Consider the following 15,163-nt stretch of genomic DNA (forward strand, 5'->3'; position numbering starts at 1 on the left):
TCACTCGCGGTTCGGCCGCTGTGCTTCCGTTCCCGACTCCGGCCGCCCTGCCGACTGTGCTTTGGCTCCCCGACTATCACCGTCGTTTTCGGGGCGATTGTCCGCGTCGCGGCGCTCGACCGGCGAGTGACCGGTCTCGACGAAGTGGTCGATCATCGCCCGGCTGAGTTCCCCGTCCGCCCCGTCGGTCCGATACTCCCACCCGCACTCGTCGCAGTACGCGCTCGGCACGTGCGGTCCCTCGAAGGGCAGCCCAATGAGCGGTGGGGTTCACGCGGTTGCGTCTTATAACGGCAGCCGCGCGAGTCGCCGAGAGCCGCCGCAGGTCCCACCATTAACTGCGACCGGGGTGTACGACGGTCGATGGCCGACTCCGACTCCCGCCCGAACGTCCTGTTCGTCCTCACCGATCAGGAGCGATACGACGCCAGCGCGCCCGACGGACCGCCGGTCGAGACCGAGGCGATCGACTCGCTCTCGAGCGAGGGGGTCCGCTTCGAGCGGGCGGTGACCCCGATCAGCATCTGCTCGAGCGCTCGTGCGTCGCTGCTGACGGGGCAGTTCCCCCACGGCCACGGGATGTTGAACAACTGCCACGAGCCCGACGCAATCCGGGAGGATCTCCCCGACGAGTTGCCGACGTTCTCGGAGGAACTCGTCGCGGCCGGCTACGACCTGACCTACACGGGCAAGTGGCACGCCGGTCGCGATCGGACGCCGGCCGACTTCGGCTTCTCGTATCTCGGCGGGAGCGACACGCACCACGACGACATCGACGAGGCGTTCCGCGAGTACCGCAGGGACCGGGGCACGCCCGTCGACGAGGCCGCCCTCGAGGAGGAGATCTACACCGGCGGAGAGCCCAGAGACGCCGACGAGGGGACGTTCGTCGCCGCGAAGACGGCCGTCGACGTCGAGGAGACGCGCGCGTACTTTCTCGCCGAGCGGACGATCGACGCGATCGAGTCCCACGCCGACGGCGACCGGGACGGCCCGTTCTTCCACCGAACGGATTTCTACGGGCCCCACCACCCCTACGTCGTCCCGGAACCCTACGCCTCGATGTACGATCCCGACGACATCGAGCCACCCGACAGCTACGCGGAGACCTACGACGGGAAACCGCGCGTCCACGAGAACTACCTCGCCTACCGCGGCGTTGCGGACTTCGACTGGGAGCTGTGGGCCGAGGCGCTCGCGAAGTACTGGGGGTTTCTCACGATGATCGATCACCAACTCGAGCGGGTCCTCGGGGCCCTCGACGACCACGGACTGGCCGACGAGACCGTCGTCGTCCACGCCTCCGATCACGGGGACTTCGCCGGGAGCCACCGCCAGTTCAACAAGGGGCCGTTGATGTACGACGATACCTATCGGATCCCGCTGCAGATCCGCTGGCCCGGCGTCACCGACGGCGAGACCTGCGAGACGCCGGTCCACCTCCACGACCTCGCGGCGACGGTCCTCGAGATCGCCGAGGTACCCGTTCCGGAGAGCTTCGACTCGCGGAGCCTGGTCCCGCTGCTCGAGAACGGGGGCGAGCCGCCCGCCGACCTCGAGTGGCGCGACTCGACGTTCGCCCAGTACCACGGCGACGAGTTCGGCCTCTACAGCCAGCGGATGGTCCGGACGGCGGCGTACAAATACGTCTACAACGGCCCCGATATCGACGAACTGTACGACCTCGAGGCCGATCCCGCCGAACTGCAGAACCTGATCGATCACCCCGACTACGCGAACGCCCGGAGGGAAATGCGCGAGCGGCTGATCGAGTGGATGGACGAGACGGCGGATCCGAACCGGCTGTGGGTGAGCGGTGTCCTCGAGAACGCCTCGTAGCTTTGGTTCTTCAGAACGTGCGGTGGCGCGCGCTGTCTGCCGATCGAGCGCTAGCGAGAGCGGCCGATAACCTCGTGCGGGGTCGTCGCGAGTGAAACGAGCGACTGCTTGGAAGATGCTCCGCATCTTCCAGTGGATGAGCGAGCGACTGAAGGGAGCGAGTGAATCGGTTGGGGAGGGTGTGGCCGCTCCGTGTTGCCACGATAGCAGCGCGCTCCCTGCTGTTGTCGTCTGTACCGAGAGCGGAATGTTCAGTCGACTTTTCGCTTGAAGCACCGACTCCACGATACGATCTCAGTACGGAAGCGTACGTTTACGGTGCCGAAGCCGATACCATCGTCTATGATCGCCGCCACCGACGAGACGGGGGGACAGCGATGACGCGCGACGACACCGACGACTCGCCCGCCGACCTCCGCGAGCGGGCCGCCCGCGACGAGGAGATCGCCGACGCCCTCGAGGACCTCCTCGCGGAACTGCGCGACGAGGACATCAAGGGGTCGCGCCTCGAGGGCCTGTTCGACGAGGTCAGCTCGAGCAATCCGAACATCTGGAACATCGTCTCGGCCTTCATCGACGTCGAGGACGGCGAGGCGGTCGTCACCGACGAGTCGAAACTGGCACAGGGCAGCTGGGCCCCCGAGATCGTCGACGGCTGCGACACGATGATCACCCTCGAGATCGACTACGGGATGATGCCCGACGAGTTCGCCTACACCGCGGGCAAGAAGCTGACCCAGCGGATCGAGGAGTTCCGCGAGCGGGCTGTCGAGGCCCGCGAACGGGCCGACGAACTCGAGGACGACTGACCCCGCAGACGGACCGGGTCACTCGACGACGACTTGCTCTCGCTCGAACCGATCGCCGGGAGCGTCGGCTCCGTCGCTCCCCGTCCGCCAGCGCCACGACCCGATCTCGAGGGGCTCGAGCGAGACGATCACGTACGACCGATCGGGCCAGGCCGCGTTCGCGGCGTCGGTCGCGCTCGGCCGTGCCGGCCCGCGGGGATGAGAGTGATAGAAGCCGACGATCGACTCGCTGCGGTCCTCGAGCCGGTCGAAAAGCCGCAGCTGTTGCTCGGGATCGATCTCGTATCTGGTCCGCGGGTCGTCGGCGACGTTCCTGGCCGGGTACTGCGACGCCACGCGGCTCCGGCCGTCGGGGTCGTACGCGCCGCCGAGGACGCCACAGATCTCCTTCGGGTCTCCGTCGCGGGCGCGCTCGAGGATCGCCGCCCGAATCTCGGCCGGCAGGACGATCACGGTCGGGAGTCGACCCCGTCGCGGGACTCGGTTTCGGCGGCGTCGCGCTCGCCCGTCGGCGCGACCCCCTCGAGGTCCTCGAACGGCACCGCGACCTCTGGTTCGGGGCCGTCGAACCGCTCGGGGTGGACGATCGGTGCCAGCGCCTCGAGGGTGTCGACCAGCCGCGGGCCGGGCCGATTGAGGTAGTGGTCGCCGTCCATCGCCCAGACCCGTCCCTCCCGGACCGCCGTCAGCTCCGCCCAGCCCTCGCGCTCGGTGAGGTCCGTCGCGTTCCGGCTAATCTGCTCGAGCCCGAACCCGCAGGGCGCGACGATCAGGACCTCGGGGTCGTACGCGCGGATGGGGTCCCAGTCACGCGGCCTCGAGGGCTCGCCGACGTCGGCCAGTCCGTACTCGCCGCCGGCCCAGTCGACGAGTTCGGCCGTCCAGTGGCCCGCGACCATGACGGGGTCGGTCCAGTCGAGGATCGCCACGCGCGGGCGGTCCGCCGGCGGGATGTCCGCCGTCCGCTCCCGGACCGCCTCGAGCCGGGCCTCGAGGTCGGCCCGCAGCTCTCGGGCCCGCTGCTCGCGGTCGATCGCCGCGCCGATCCGTTCGACGTCGTCGAGGACGTCGCCGACGCTGTGGGGATCGGTCGGGACGATCTCGGGGTTCGCATCGATGCGGTCGACGGCGTCCGCGATCACCGCCTCGTCGACCGCACAGACGTCACACATTCCCTGCGTGACGACGGCGTCGGGCTCGAGGTCGTCGAGGGTCTCGACGTCGACGTCGTAGACGCCGGCCTCGGTGTCAGCGGTCTCTCTGACTTGCCGGTCGATATCGCCGCTCGAGGCCGACTCGCCGGCGTCGATTCTCGAGCGCGTGACGGCGGGCGCGTCCGCAGCCGCCGGGGGATAGTCGCACTCGTGGGAGACGCCGACCGGCTCGCGACCGAGCGCGGCGACGATTTCGGTGGCCGAGGGGAGCGTCGTGACGGTTCGCATGATCGTCCGTAGGGAGCGAGCGGTCAAAAACGGCGGGCTCGATGGATCGCATACCGCGCCGTCGGGGACACCGAACGCCGGTCCGCCGCCGATATCGCACCGCCCTCTGTCAGAAACTGTTATGGTAGCCACTGAACGTCATTACACACCTGATCGCACGACAGCGTCGCGGTCAGTGTGTGACTCGTTTCAGTGGCTACTATGTCCCTGCCGTGCATCTATCACGACTGGAATGACGGCTGAATCGCGAATCGACGGGGATCCGGTCACGTGGGGGTTCCTGCTGTCGTGTCTCGGACTGGCCGCGATTCACCTGTACCTGGCCACTCTCGCGCCATCGGTGTCGCCCGACGATGCCCGCCAGTTCCTGCTCATCGGCGCGGCTCTTCTCGTCGGGCCGGCCGTCTACGTCACGCGATACTGGCACCCGGTCCTCTATCTGCTCGGCGCGGCTCTCGCGGTTTATCTCGGCGTCCTGTGGCTGCTGAGCGGCACGCCGTATCCCCTCGTCGGCGTCCTGACGGGACTCGTCGCGACGGCGTTCGTTCTCCTCTCGCTGCTGCTGTTCGTTCGCGAACAGTCCCCTCCGGTCGAGTCGTAGCTGCCAGCGTCCGCTTACGGCGCGTCCGAAAGCGCTGCCTCGAGTTCCCGAACCCCTTCCTTCTCGGTCCGATCGGGGTTCGCCAGCACAAACACCGACTGCTCGCCGAGGGGGACGAACCCGATATCGAGCCGGTCGGCGGTCTCGCGCAGGCCCAGCCCGGCGTCGGCATCGCCCGCGATGACCTTCCGGGCGGGGCTCTCGTGGGCGCGCAGCCCCAGATCGAAGCCGTCGATGGCGTCGACGATGTCGTGGCGGTCGACGCCCCGCTCGTCGGCGAGATCGGCTACCGCCGCGCCGAGGCTCGAGCGCAGCCCGGAGTCGGTCGTCCGATTGATAAAGCGCAGGTCGCGATCGACCAGATCGGCCAGCCCCTCGAGTTCGGCGGGGTTGCCGGCGGGAACGACCAGTCCCCACTCGCGCTTCCAGCGACCGAGTTCGACCGCTTCGAACTCGGGTTCGACGGGGCCCGCGACGACGGCCGCGTCGGGGACGCCGTCCCGGAGCCGCCGCAGGCCAGGGCGGCTGCCCACCGAGAGATAGCGGGGGTTCTCGAGGCCGTCGAGGAGCCGCGAGAACGCCGGGTCGTCCTCGCCGACGGCGAACAGCGTCGGCGGCCGGACGTCCGGCGAGAACAGCGTGACTGTGACGGGTTCGCCTTTCTCGAGGTAGTCGGTCTCGGGGCCGACCTCGACGAGGCCGTCGGCGTCGGCGAGGCTGGTGGTCGCGCCGCTGCCCTTGTCGACGGGGTAGACGAGGGTCTCGCCGTCGCCGCTCTCGACCAGACCGACCGGCATGAGTCGATGACGACCCTCTTCGTAGCGTTCCTGCCGCGCCAGCCGCCCCGAAACGGTCGCGGCGGCGGGTTCCGGAACGCCGGCGGCCTCGCGGATCGCCGGCGCGACGAAGGTCCGGAAAACCATCATCGCGGAGACGGGATAGCCCGGAAGGCCGACGTAGGCGGAGTCGTCCAACCGCCCGATCAGCATCGGCTTTCCCGGCTTGATGCTCACGCCGTGGAGTAGCAACTCGCCCTGCTCCTCGATGACCCGGTAGATGACGTCGACCGCGCTCGCGCTGGTCGACCCCGAGGAGAGGACGAGGTCGCACTCGTCGGCCGCGGTCCGCAGGATCTCCTCCATCTCCGCTTGCTCGTCGCCGGCGTGCGGATAGAGGATCGCCTCGCCGCCCGAATCCTCGACCCCCGCGGCGATCGTGTAGCTGTTGACGTCGTAGATCTCGCCCCGGTCGCTCTCGAGGGCCTCGCCCGGCCGCACGAGTTCGTCGCCGGTCGAGACGATGCCGACCGTTGGTTTCGCCCGAACCGGCACTTCGTCGATGCCCAGCGCTGACAGCAGGCCGATATCTCGCGGCGTGATCGTCGTCCCGGGCCCGAGCGCGCGCTCGCCGGCGGCCACGTCCGCGCCGGCGAACATGACGTTGTCGCCGGGCGCGACCGAGGTGCGGATCAGGACTTCGCTCCCGTCTGCCTCCGTATCGGTTCGCTCCACCGGGACCATCGCGTCGGCCCCGTCGGGCATTACCGCACCGGTCGAGATTTCGGCCGCTTGACCCTCTTCGAGCGCCACGTCCGGTTTCGCGCCGGCGTGGACCTCGCCGACGATCTCGAGGCGCGCGGGATCGGCCTCGTCCGCGCCGAACGTGTCCCGGGCCCGGAGCGCGTAGCCGTCCAGACTCGCCCGGTCGAAGCCGGGGACGTCGAGTTCGGCGTCGAGTCGCGCCACGAGAATCCGGCCGCGGGCGTCTTCGAGCGCGACGCGTTCGACGCCGCCCTCGAGGGACAGCGAGTCGATCGCCGCCCGCGCTTCGTCGGGGGTGGCGAGATCGCGGAACTCCTTGCGGTTCATACCGGCCATTCGCGCGCCGCGGCTAAAAACGTCGGTCGACCCGCGGACGAATGCCCGCGATATGTTCTCATACGACAACGATTAAGCGTCCGCCCCGAGAGTACCGTGCCATGTCACGGATTTCCGACACGGATCGCGAGCGCATCGCCGATCTCTTCGATCGTCATCTCGAGGCCGGCCTCCATCACGGGGCCCAACTCGCCGTCTACGTCGACGGCGAACCGGTGATCGATCTCGCCGGCGGCGTCGAAGCGCCTGACGGCCCCGAGGAGACCCGCGAGACGCGACACGTTCTCTTCTCGAGTACGAAGCCCTACGCGGCGGTGACGCTGCACTCGCTGGTCGAGGAAGGGGAACTCGCCTACGACGACCGGGTCGTCGACCACTGGCCCGAGTTCGCCGACGAGGGGACCGAAAAGGCCGAAATCACCGTCCGGCAGGTACTCAGTCACACGTCGGGACTCAACCGCGGCGAGATCGACGACCGGCCCGACCTCTGGGGCGACTGGGGCGCCGTCGTCGAGAAACTCGAGGCGATGGAGCCGAACTTCACGCCCGGCGAAACGCCGGCCTACCACGCGCTGACGTTCGGCTGGCTGGTCGGTGAACTCGTCCGTCGGGTATCGGGAACGCCGATCGAGGAAGCCGCCGAAGCGCGCGTCTTCGACCCGCTCGGACTGGCCGACACCGGGATCGGCCTGCGCGAGGACGAGGACGACGATGTCGCGACGCTGGTCGGCTTCGAGCCGTTCGACCGCTGTCGCGACCCCGATGAGGGGCTCGGAAAGAACGCCGAGGTCGCAGCACCGTTCAACTCCGAGGAGGTCCACCGTGCGGTGATCCCTGCGGCCAACGGGATCGGCACCGCCGGCGACATGGCTCGCTTTTACGCCTGCCTGGCCAACGGCGGCGAACTCGAGGGGACGCGACTGCTCGAGTCCGAGACGGTCAAGCGGATGACGCAGGTCCAGGCCGAGACCGAGGCCGACGGCACGATCGGCCGCGAGGGCCGGTTCGCGCTGGGCTTCTGGAAGGGCGGGACGACGGTCGCACCCTACGGATCGCTCTCGCCGGAACACGTCTTCGGCCACGCGGGGCTGGGCAGCAGCGTCGGCTGGGCCGACCCCGAGGAAAACGTCGGCTTCGCCTACGTGACCAACGGCGTCCGGGACGGCTCGTACGAACACGTCGCCCGCGTCAACGCGCTGGGGGACGCGGTTCGACACGCGCTGCAGTGACCGATCGCCACACCGCTACGGGTGCGCTTCCCAGTCTTCGACCGCGACCGTCTCGCCGGCCGGAATCCCCTCGCGGTCGTCGTCGACGACCACCCAGCCGTCGGCCAAGGCGACGCTCGAGAGGACGCCCGACCCGCTCGCTCGCGTCGGGATCGCCTCGTAGTGGGGCTCGTCGGGGCCGAAGTCGTCGCCCTCGCGTTCATCGAGTCGTACCCGCGCGAACGTCCGCGTCCCGGGTTCGCTCGGAATCTTGCGCTCGAGGCGGGCCCGCGTCGTCGGGTGGGGGTCGGGCTCGGTCCCCTCGAGCCAGCGAAGCACCGGCCGCAGGAACTGGACGGCGTTGACGATGCAGGCGACGGGATACCCCGGCAGCGCGAGGACGGGGGTGTCCTGGACGATCCCCAGACAGACCGGGTGGCCGGGCTTGAGCCCGACGCCGTGGACGAGTACCTCGCCGAGATCGTCGATCACCTCCGGCAGGAGGTCGCGCTCGCCGACGCTCGAGCCGCCAGTGGTGACGACGACGTCCTTCGTCAGATCCCGCTGGATCGCCACGCGCAGCGACTCGGGGTCGTCGGTGACTACGTCGCGGTAGGTCGCGCGGGCCCCCCAGCGCTGGGCCAGCCGCGAGACGGTCAGCCCGTTGGTCTCGATCACTTCGCCGGGGCCGGGATCCCCCGCGACGAGTTCCTCGCCTGTCGGAACGACGCCGACCGTCGGCTGTTGGGCGACCGCGACGCTGCCGTAGCCCGCCGAGCGAAGGAGGCCGAGGTCCGACGGCCGGAGCCGGTGGCCCGCGTCGTAGAGGTGCTGGCCCTCCTCGACGTCCTCGCCGACCGGCGCGACGTTTTCCCCCTCCGCGAGGGCGTCTTCGACCTCGAGTTCGCCGACCGACTCGCGTTCCGTGACCCGTTCGATCATGACGACGGCGTCGGCCCCCTCGGGGAGCGCACTGCCGGTGTGGACCCGCGCGGCCGTATCCGGCTCGATGCGGTCGGCGGTGGCGTGGTCGCCCTCGCCGTCCGGGGCTGCGATCCGCAGCACTTCCGGCGAGCGCTCGCTGGCCCCGAAGGTGTCGGCAGCCCGGACGGCGTAGCCGTCCATCGCCGCCCGTTCGTAGTGGGGGACGTTGCGGGCCGATTCGACGGGTGCGGCGAGGACGCGGCCGTCCGCGCGATCGACATCGACGGTCTCGGTTCCGCAGGGTACGTCTCCCTCCTCGCCGTCCCCCACGACCGCCTCCTGCAAAATCCGGCGCGCCTCGTCGACCGGCGTTCGAACCTTGAACCCGGCCTCCGTGCGCTCGCGGTCGGCTCCTTCCATACCCTGAATCGGGTCGTCGGAGGCCAAAAGCGTGGGGGAAGCCGTCGTCTCTCCGTCCGACTCGAGGTCGAATTTGGCGTCAGAGTCCCCCGCTCTCGTCTCGACGACTGTTCAGTGACGTCCTCCCCGTCGTAAACGACGGGGCTTCCCCAGCACGAGGAAACCCGGCCTGTTGCCGAGCAGGTTTCAGGACTGTCTCTCCCGAGGTCGGTGGAACGGGTTTCGTTCCTCGATCGGGAGCGTCCTGTGGCACCGCCACGTGTACTCCCATCCGCAAGCGTGTCATCGACGCTCGGTTTCTCAGAGCGTCTCTCACCCAAGCGGTCATGCCTCGCGGCATCGACGGTTCGGTCACACTTAGCCGCCCAGTGGGTCGGTTTACCGTGCTCGCGAACGACGCGAACCCCGCATCCGATGAACCGTGGTCCATCCGGCCGTGGGAACCTTCGCCCCGGAAAACCCAGGACGTTGGTTTCAGCGCGTCTCGTACTTCCGCGCAAGTGCCGAAAGCCGACGTAACCCTTGGGAATACGTACGATTCGGTGCGTACTAAGCGTTGGGGTTTCGGACCGGTCGACGACGGTGGACTGAGTAGTCGAGTGACGCGATTCACGCCCGCCGTGAACGGCGGGATTCTCTCGCTGTTTGAAGAATAGATAGTCGACTGGAGAGAGAAGCATCCTGCTATCGTGGCAACAGGGATTTCCTCGCCCTCCCCAGCCGATTCGTTCGCTCCTTTCAGTCGCTCACTCATCCCTCGCGCAATGTTCTCGGCCGTCCTCGCTAGCGCTCGGTCGGCCGACAGCGCGCGCCACCGCCGGCGATTCTCCGTCATCGTCCGAATCGTGACTGTCTCCCGCCGTGAGAGACATCGGTGCAACTCGTCCCCGGAGCGTATCGGCGCACATTCGCGGAGGCGACGGATCGCCGCGACCGCGGCCTTTTTCGTATCGGCGTTCAAACCGGTATCTATGTCAGCGCTCCGCGACGCGTTGCGGGATCTCTCCGACGACGTCTTCTTCGATCTGCTCGAGAGCGAGGAGGCCTACCTCCTCGTCCTCGACGTCCCGGGAGTCTCCGCCGAGTCGCTCGAGGTCGCGATCGAGGACGGTCGGGTCTCCATCGACGCCCAACGGGAGAAAGACCCCGCCGGCGACTACCGCTATCTCGAGGAGAACCGGTCGCTGTTTCTCGAGGTGGACCTCCCGCTGCCCGACGACGCCTCCGACGCCGGCGGCGAGGCGACGGTCGACCGGGGCGTCCTCGAGTTGCGGCTGCCGAAACGCGGGGCCGGTGAGGAGACGACGATCGACGTCGTCGACGAGGACGCCCAAACGGGGTGACCGAGGCTGGCCTCCCTCCGTGCATACAAGCGGTTCGTCATCGTCGCCTGGCAGTTCCTCCCGCTGTTGCTGGCCTACGCCCGTGACCGGCGGCGCTTCCTGCTGTTCGGTCGCCGGCGGCGGGTCGACCCCGAGACCCATCGCCACCGGGCCGAGGTGTTGCTCGAGTCGCTGTTGACGCTCGGGCCGACCTTCATCAAATTGGGGCAGTTGCTCTCGACCCGACCCGACATCCTCCCGCCGTCGTACGTCGATGTCCTCGCGTCGCTGCAAGACGACGTGCCACCGGCCGGCTGGGACGAAGCGAAAGCGGTCCTCGAGGACGAACTCGGGCCGGTCGACGAGCGCTTCGCCGAGTTCGACACCGAACCGATCAGCGGCGCGAGTCTGGGACAGGTCTACCGCGCGCGGCTCGACCCCGAGAGCGAGCGCGCACGGGGGCGCAGTGGCAGTGGCGACGGTCACGACGTGGCAGTAAAGATCCGGCGACCGAACATCGAGTCGCTCGTTCGGGCGGACCTGCGGGTGATCAAGTGGTCCTTACCGATCCTGCTGTATTTCGTCGACGACGCCCGGTCGTTCTCGCTGGAGAACTTAGCCGAGGAGTTTTCGAAGACGATCCGCGAGGAGATGGACTACGAGCGCGAGGCCGAGATGCTCACCGAGATCCGCGGCAACTTCGCGGACGACGACCGCTTTCTCATCCCCGACGTGATCGGGAGCCACTCCGGCCCCCGCGTGCTGACCATGGAGTACGTCGAGGGGACGAAGATCAACGACGTCGACGAACTCGAGCGCAGGGGGATCGACCGGACGCGAGTCGCGGAGAATCTGGAGCGATCCTACCTGCAGATGATCATGGACGACGGGGTCTTTCACGCCGATCCCCACCCCGGAAACCTTTCGGTGACCGACGACGGGCGGATCGTCTTCTACGACTTCGGGATGTCGGGCCGGGTCGACCCGTTCGTTCAGGAGAAGATCGTCGACTTCTATATCGCCGTCGCCAACCAGGACATCGACGGCATCCTCGACGCCTTGGTCGAGATCGGGACGCTCTCGCCCGAGGCCGATCGGGGCGTGATGGCCGAAGTCATGGAGATCGCCATCCAGGACGCCCGCGGCGAGGACGTCGAGCAGTACCGGGTCAATCAGATCGTCGGGCAGGTCGAGGACTCGATCTACGAGTTCCCGCTGCGGCTCCCGAAGAACCTCGCGCTCGTCCTTCGGGTCGCGACCGTCGTCGAGGGCGTCTGCGTGACCTTAGACGAGGACTTCGATTTCATCTCCGTCGCGACCGACTATCTGACCGAACAGGGCTACCGCGAGGAGTCCATCCGACAGTACATCGACGAGACGGGCGACCAACTCCGGCGGACCGGCCAATCCCTGACCCGGATCACCCCCAAGGCCGAGCGGGCCCTCGACCGGCTCGATCGCGACGACCTCTACGTCCGGATCGGCGTCGAGGACGAGTCGAACGTCTTCGAGAACCTCGCCAAGCGGCTCGTCTACGGCATGCTCCTGACGATGTCGCTGTTCTCGATGGGCGTCTTATACGCCCTCGAGGCCCCGCGGGCCTCGGTCGTCGCGGCGGTCTTCTCGATCATCGTGCTGATCCAGCTCTACCGGTCGTTCCGCTCGGCCAAGGGGATCGGTGCCCGACCGCAGTTTACCCGCCAGAACCTCCGCCAGCGCCGCGGCAACGAGTAGCGGGACCGCAAACGCTCTTGGGGCTTGCTGTCGTCGGGTCGGTATGGAGTACGATCGGATCGCCGACCTCTCATTGTCGATCGACGACGTTTCGACTGCCCGCCTCGAGCGCGAGACCACGAGCGATTTCACCCGGGTAACGACGGTGATCTCGCTGTCAGGGCCCACGCCGGACGGGGACGGGACGGTCACGGGACGCGGCGAGGACGTCACCTACGAGACCGCCGATCACGACCGGCTGGCCGAGACCGGGCTGCCGGATCTCACCGGCGAGTACACGTTCGACTCCTTTGCCGACCGGCTCGACGACCTCGACCTGTTCCCCGGCGGCGCGCCCGATCGGGAGGTCTTCCGCAACTACCGGCGCTGGGGACTCGAGAGCGCTGCACTGGACCTCGCACTCCGGCAGGCAGAGACCGACCTCGGGAGCGTTCTCGATCGCAGCCTCGATCCCGTCCGGTTCGTCGCCAGTACCCGGCTGGGCGATCCGCCGACGGCCGACCGGCTCGCGGGACTGCGCGATCGGATCCCGGACCTCGAGTTCAAGCTCGACCCGACCCCCGAGTGGGACGCGGGCCTCGTCGATGCGATCGACGAGACGGTCGGGACCGACGCCGTCCGCATCCTCGACCTGAAGGGCCACTACGAGGGGACCGACGTCGACGTGCCGGCCGATCCCGAGCTGTACGAACGCGTCCTCGAGTCGTTCCCCGAGGCCGTCATCGAGGACCCCGACCTGACCGACGAGACGAGACCGCTGTTCGACGATCCCGAGGTCCGAGCGCGGGTCTCGTGGGACGCGCCGATCCACGGCGTCGCGGACGTCGAGGCGCTGCCCTGGGAGCCCGACTGGCTCAACATCAAACCCTCGCGATTCGGCTCGCTCGAGTCGCTGTGCGAGACGCTGCGCTACTGCGACGACCGCGACATCAGGTGTTACGGCGGCGGCCAGTTCGAACTCGGGGTCGGTCGCGCTCAGCTCCAGACGCTGGCCGCGGTCGGCTATCCCGACGGACCCAACGACATCGCGCCACGAGCGTACAACGATCCCGGGGTCGCGGACGGACTGCCGGCGAGCCCGCGACCGATGCCGTCGGGTTCGGCTCAGCGTTCGACGGCTGAGCGGGCGCTGGATCGATCGACGCTCGAGTCCCCAACTGGTCGGCCAGCAACACTTTACTCGTGTGACCGCAATCGAAGATGTCCGGGTTGGACTGGATGGATGTGAGCGTGCGGTCCAGCCTGGATGTGAGTTTTTTACCCGGACACTCGTTCGGTTTCTGATCCTCCTCAAAAATAGATGCGGTTCCGGCAGCCAGCGAGACACCGCCCGGGCCGCGATACGGCCGGCGGTTCCATGCCGATACTGGCCGTCGGCTCCCGACCGACTGTCGGGCGGAACGGCCGTTCGCGACGAACCCGACCGGCCCTGTTAGCACATCGAACGCACGCCAGCGGCCATTCCAAACGGTTTATGCACGTCGATTGATTACGCCGGGACATGGCGAAACAGCAGACCGAAGTTCGCGATCTCCAGGAAGGCAGCTACGTCATGATCGAGGACACACCGTGTAAGATCAACGCCTACTCGACGGCCAAGCCGGGCAAACACGGCAGCGCCAAGGCCCGCGTCGAGGCCGAGGGTGTCTTCGACGGTAAGAAACGCTCGCTCTCCCAGCCCGTCGACGCGAAGATCTGGGTCCCGATCATCGAGCGCAAAAACGGGCAGGTCGTCTCCGTCGACGGCTCGGACATGCAGGTCATGGACCTCGAAACGTACGAGACGATCACGATGCGGGTCCCCGAGGACATCGATGTCTCCCCCGACGAGAACATCGAATACCTCGAGATGGAAGACCAGCGAAAGATCGTCTGATGTTTCCCGGGGCGGCCGACGACGGCGAGGTGACCGACGCGGCGGACGCTGCCGACCGTGGAGTCACGAACTTCGTGGTCGTCGGTGCGCCCCTGGACGCCACGACGACCTTTCAGCCGGGGACCAGATTCGGTCCCGACCGGATCCGTTCGTTTGCCGAACCGTTCGACGATTACGATCACCGGACGGACCAACACTTCTCCGACCTGGGCGTCGTCGATCGCGGCGACGTCCGCGCGTGGAACGACGTTGAAGCCTATCTCGAGTACCTCACGAGTACGCTCCGCGAGGCCGTCTGGAACGACGCCGTCCCGCTGGCGCTGGGCGGCGAACACACCGTCTCGCTCGCGGGCGTCCGCGCCGTCGAACCCGAGGTGGTCGTCTGTTGTGACGCCCACCTCGATCTGTACGACGCCTACGACGGCGAGCGGTTCTCACATGCCGCCGTCACCCGGCGGATCCTCGAGGACGTCGACTCGGTCGAGGCGGTCATCCTGCTCGGCGTCCGCACGGGCAGCGAGGGCGAGTGGGACCGAGCAGCCGACGACGACGTGACCGTCGTCCCGCCCGAGGACGTGGGCGACTGGACGCCCGACGGCCGACTCGCGGATCGCGAGGTCTACCTGAGCGTCGACATCGACGCCGCCGACCCCGGCTACGCGCCGGGGACGGGAACGAAAGAACCGTTCGGGCTCGAGCCCCGCGAACTCCGCGACGTCGTTCGGGCAGTCGCCCCCCACGCCGGCGGGTTCGACGTGGTCGAGGTCAACGACCGCGACGACGGGCAGGCCGCTGCGCTGGCTGCGAAACTGGTCCGGGAGTTCGTCTTCTCTCACGCCGACGGGTGAGCCGTCGGCTCGTTCTCTACCGGTGTACTGCAGTGGCGCGTGCTGAGTGACGGCGAGTCATGCGAGCCGTCGCTCGACTTCGCGCGAGGGATGAGTGAGCGACTGAAAGGAGCGAACGAATCGGCTGGGGAGGGTGTGGTCACTCCGTGTTGCCACGATAGCAGAGTAGCCTTCTCGATTCCTCGGGCTGACATCTATCCAGGCCCCGGGGAATCCTCTCGAAGCGAGCGTACACCCTTTTCACCCTCCGAGCGAATCCCCGC

General features: G+C 67.9%; 14 protein-coding genes. 9 read left to right on the plus strand and 5 right to left on the minus strand.

The genetic code is table 11. The annotated features are described in order from the left end of the window. Entirely contained in the window at window positions 1-231 is a 231-nt protein-coding gene (locus tag NP511_RS12415; protein ID WP_049965731.1) for a hypothetical protein, read from the minus strand. A gap of 132 nt (window positions 232-363) precedes the next feature. Here NP511_RS12415 and NP511_RS12420 point away from each other — a divergent pair, with 132 nt between their 5' ends. Together NP511_RS12420 and NP511_RS12425 are read left to right on the plus strand one after the other, a co-directional pair. Continuing rightward, entirely contained in the window at window positions 364-1,839 is a 1,476-nt protein-coding gene (locus NP511_RS12420; RefSeq protein ID WP_049965732.1) for a sulfatase family protein, read from the plus strand. Window positions 1,840-2,216: 377 nt separating this feature from the next. Next, the gene (locus NP511_RS12425) at window positions 2,217-2,648 is read left to right on the plus strand and encodes a hypothetical protein (RefSeq protein ID WP_049965733.1); all 432 of its coding nucleotides are present in this window, start codon (window positions 2,217-2,219) and stop codon (window positions 2,646-2,648) included. An 18-nt stretch (window positions 2,649-2,666) separates the two neighbouring features. Here the strand turns inward: NP511_RS12425 and NP511_RS12430 are convergent, their stop codons facing one another. Together NP511_RS12430 and NP511_RS12435 are read right to left on the minus strand one after the other, a co-directional pair. Then, complete coding sequence (locus NP511_RS12430; protein ID WP_049965734.1) at window positions 2,667-3,101, minus strand: desampylase; 435 nt, start codon at window positions 3,099-3,101, stop codon at window positions 2,667-2,669. Beyond that, window positions 3,098-4,090, minus strand: a complete 993-nt coding sequence (locus NP511_RS12435; protein ID WP_049965735.1) for an ABC transporter substrate-binding protein — start codon at window positions 4,088-4,090, stop codon at window positions 3,098-3,100. Before NP511_RS12435 ends, NP511_RS12430 begins: the two co-directional genes overlap by 4 nt. 232 nt (window positions 4,091-4,322) lie before the next feature. On the opposite strand from NP511_RS12435, the gene NP511_RS12440 reads away from it, so the two are divergent. After that, entirely contained in the window at window positions 4,323-4,691 is a 369-nt protein-coding gene (locus NP511_RS12440) for a hypothetical protein (protein ID WP_049965736.1), read from the plus strand. A 14-nt stretch (window positions 4,692-4,705) separates the two neighbouring features. On the opposite strand, the gene NP511_RS12445 is transcribed toward NP511_RS12440, so the two are convergent. After that, on the minus strand, window positions 4,706-6,559 hold the full coding sequence (locus tag NP511_RS12445) for a molybdopterin biosynthesis protein (protein WP_049966883.1): 1,854 nt from the start codon (window positions 6,557-6,559) through the stop codon (window positions 4,706-4,708). Window positions 6,560-6,669: 110 nt separating this feature from the next. On the opposite strand from NP511_RS12445, the gene NP511_RS12450 reads away from it, so the two are divergent. After that, on the plus strand, window positions 6,670-7,797 hold the full coding sequence (locus NP511_RS12450; protein WP_049965737.1) for a serine hydrolase domain-containing protein: 1,128 nt from the start codon (window positions 6,670-6,672) through the stop codon (window positions 7,795-7,797). A gap of 15 nt (window positions 7,798-7,812) precedes the next feature. On the opposite strand, the gene NP511_RS12455 is transcribed toward NP511_RS12450, so the two are convergent. Continuing rightward, window positions 7,813-9,120, minus strand: coding sequence for a molybdopterin molybdotransferase MoeA (locus NP511_RS12455; protein WP_049965738.1), 1,308 nt, complete (start codon window positions 9,118-9,120; stop codon window positions 7,813-7,815). A 971-nt stretch (window positions 9,121-10,091) separates the two neighbouring features. On the opposite strand from NP511_RS12455, the gene NP511_RS12460 reads away from it, so the two are divergent. The 5 genes from NP511_RS12460 (at window position 10,092) to speB (ending at window position 14,900) form a co-directional block, all read left to right on the plus strand. After that, a complete protein-coding gene (locus NP511_RS12460) occupies window positions 10,092-10,463 on the plus strand; it encodes an Hsp20/alpha crystallin family protein (protein ID WP_049965739.1) in 372 nt (123 codons plus the stop codon). Between the two features lie 66 nt (window positions 10,464-10,529). After that, window positions 10,530-12,176 carry an ABC1 kinase family protein gene (locus NP511_RS12465; protein WP_049965740.1) on the plus strand — a complete coding sequence of 549 codons (1,647 nt, stop codon included), beginning with the start codon at window positions 10,530-10,532 and terminating at the stop codon, window positions 12,174-12,176. 43 nt (window positions 12,177-12,219) lie between these two features. Next, the gene (locus tag NP511_RS12470) at window positions 12,220-13,404 is read left to right on the plus strand and encodes an enolase-like domain-containing protein (protein ID WP_233274339.1); all 1,185 of its coding nucleotides are present in this window, start codon (window positions 12,220-12,222) and stop codon (window positions 13,402-13,404) included. A gap of 273 nt (window positions 13,405-13,677) precedes the next feature. Then, window positions 13,678-14,052 carry a translation initiation factor IF-5A gene (locus tag NP511_RS12475; RefSeq protein WP_006180210.1) on the plus strand — a complete coding sequence of 125 codons (375 nt, stop codon included), beginning with the start codon at window positions 13,678-13,680 and terminating at the stop codon, window positions 14,050-14,052. Further along, entirely contained in the window at window positions 14,052-14,900 is an 849-nt protein-coding gene (gene speB / locus NP511_RS12480; RefSeq protein WP_049965742.1) for an agmatinase, read from the plus strand. The genes NP511_RS12475 and speB overlap by 1 nt, the downstream gene beginning before the upstream one ends. The last annotated feature ends 263 nt before the right edge of the window (window positions 14,901-15,163 follow it).

The sequence above is a fragment of the Natrinema thermotolerans genome (genome assembly GCF_031165565.1).
In the GTDB taxonomy this organism is placed as follows: Archaea; Halobacteriota; Halobacteria; order Halobacteriales; family Natrialbaceae; genus Natrinema; species Natrinema thermotolerans.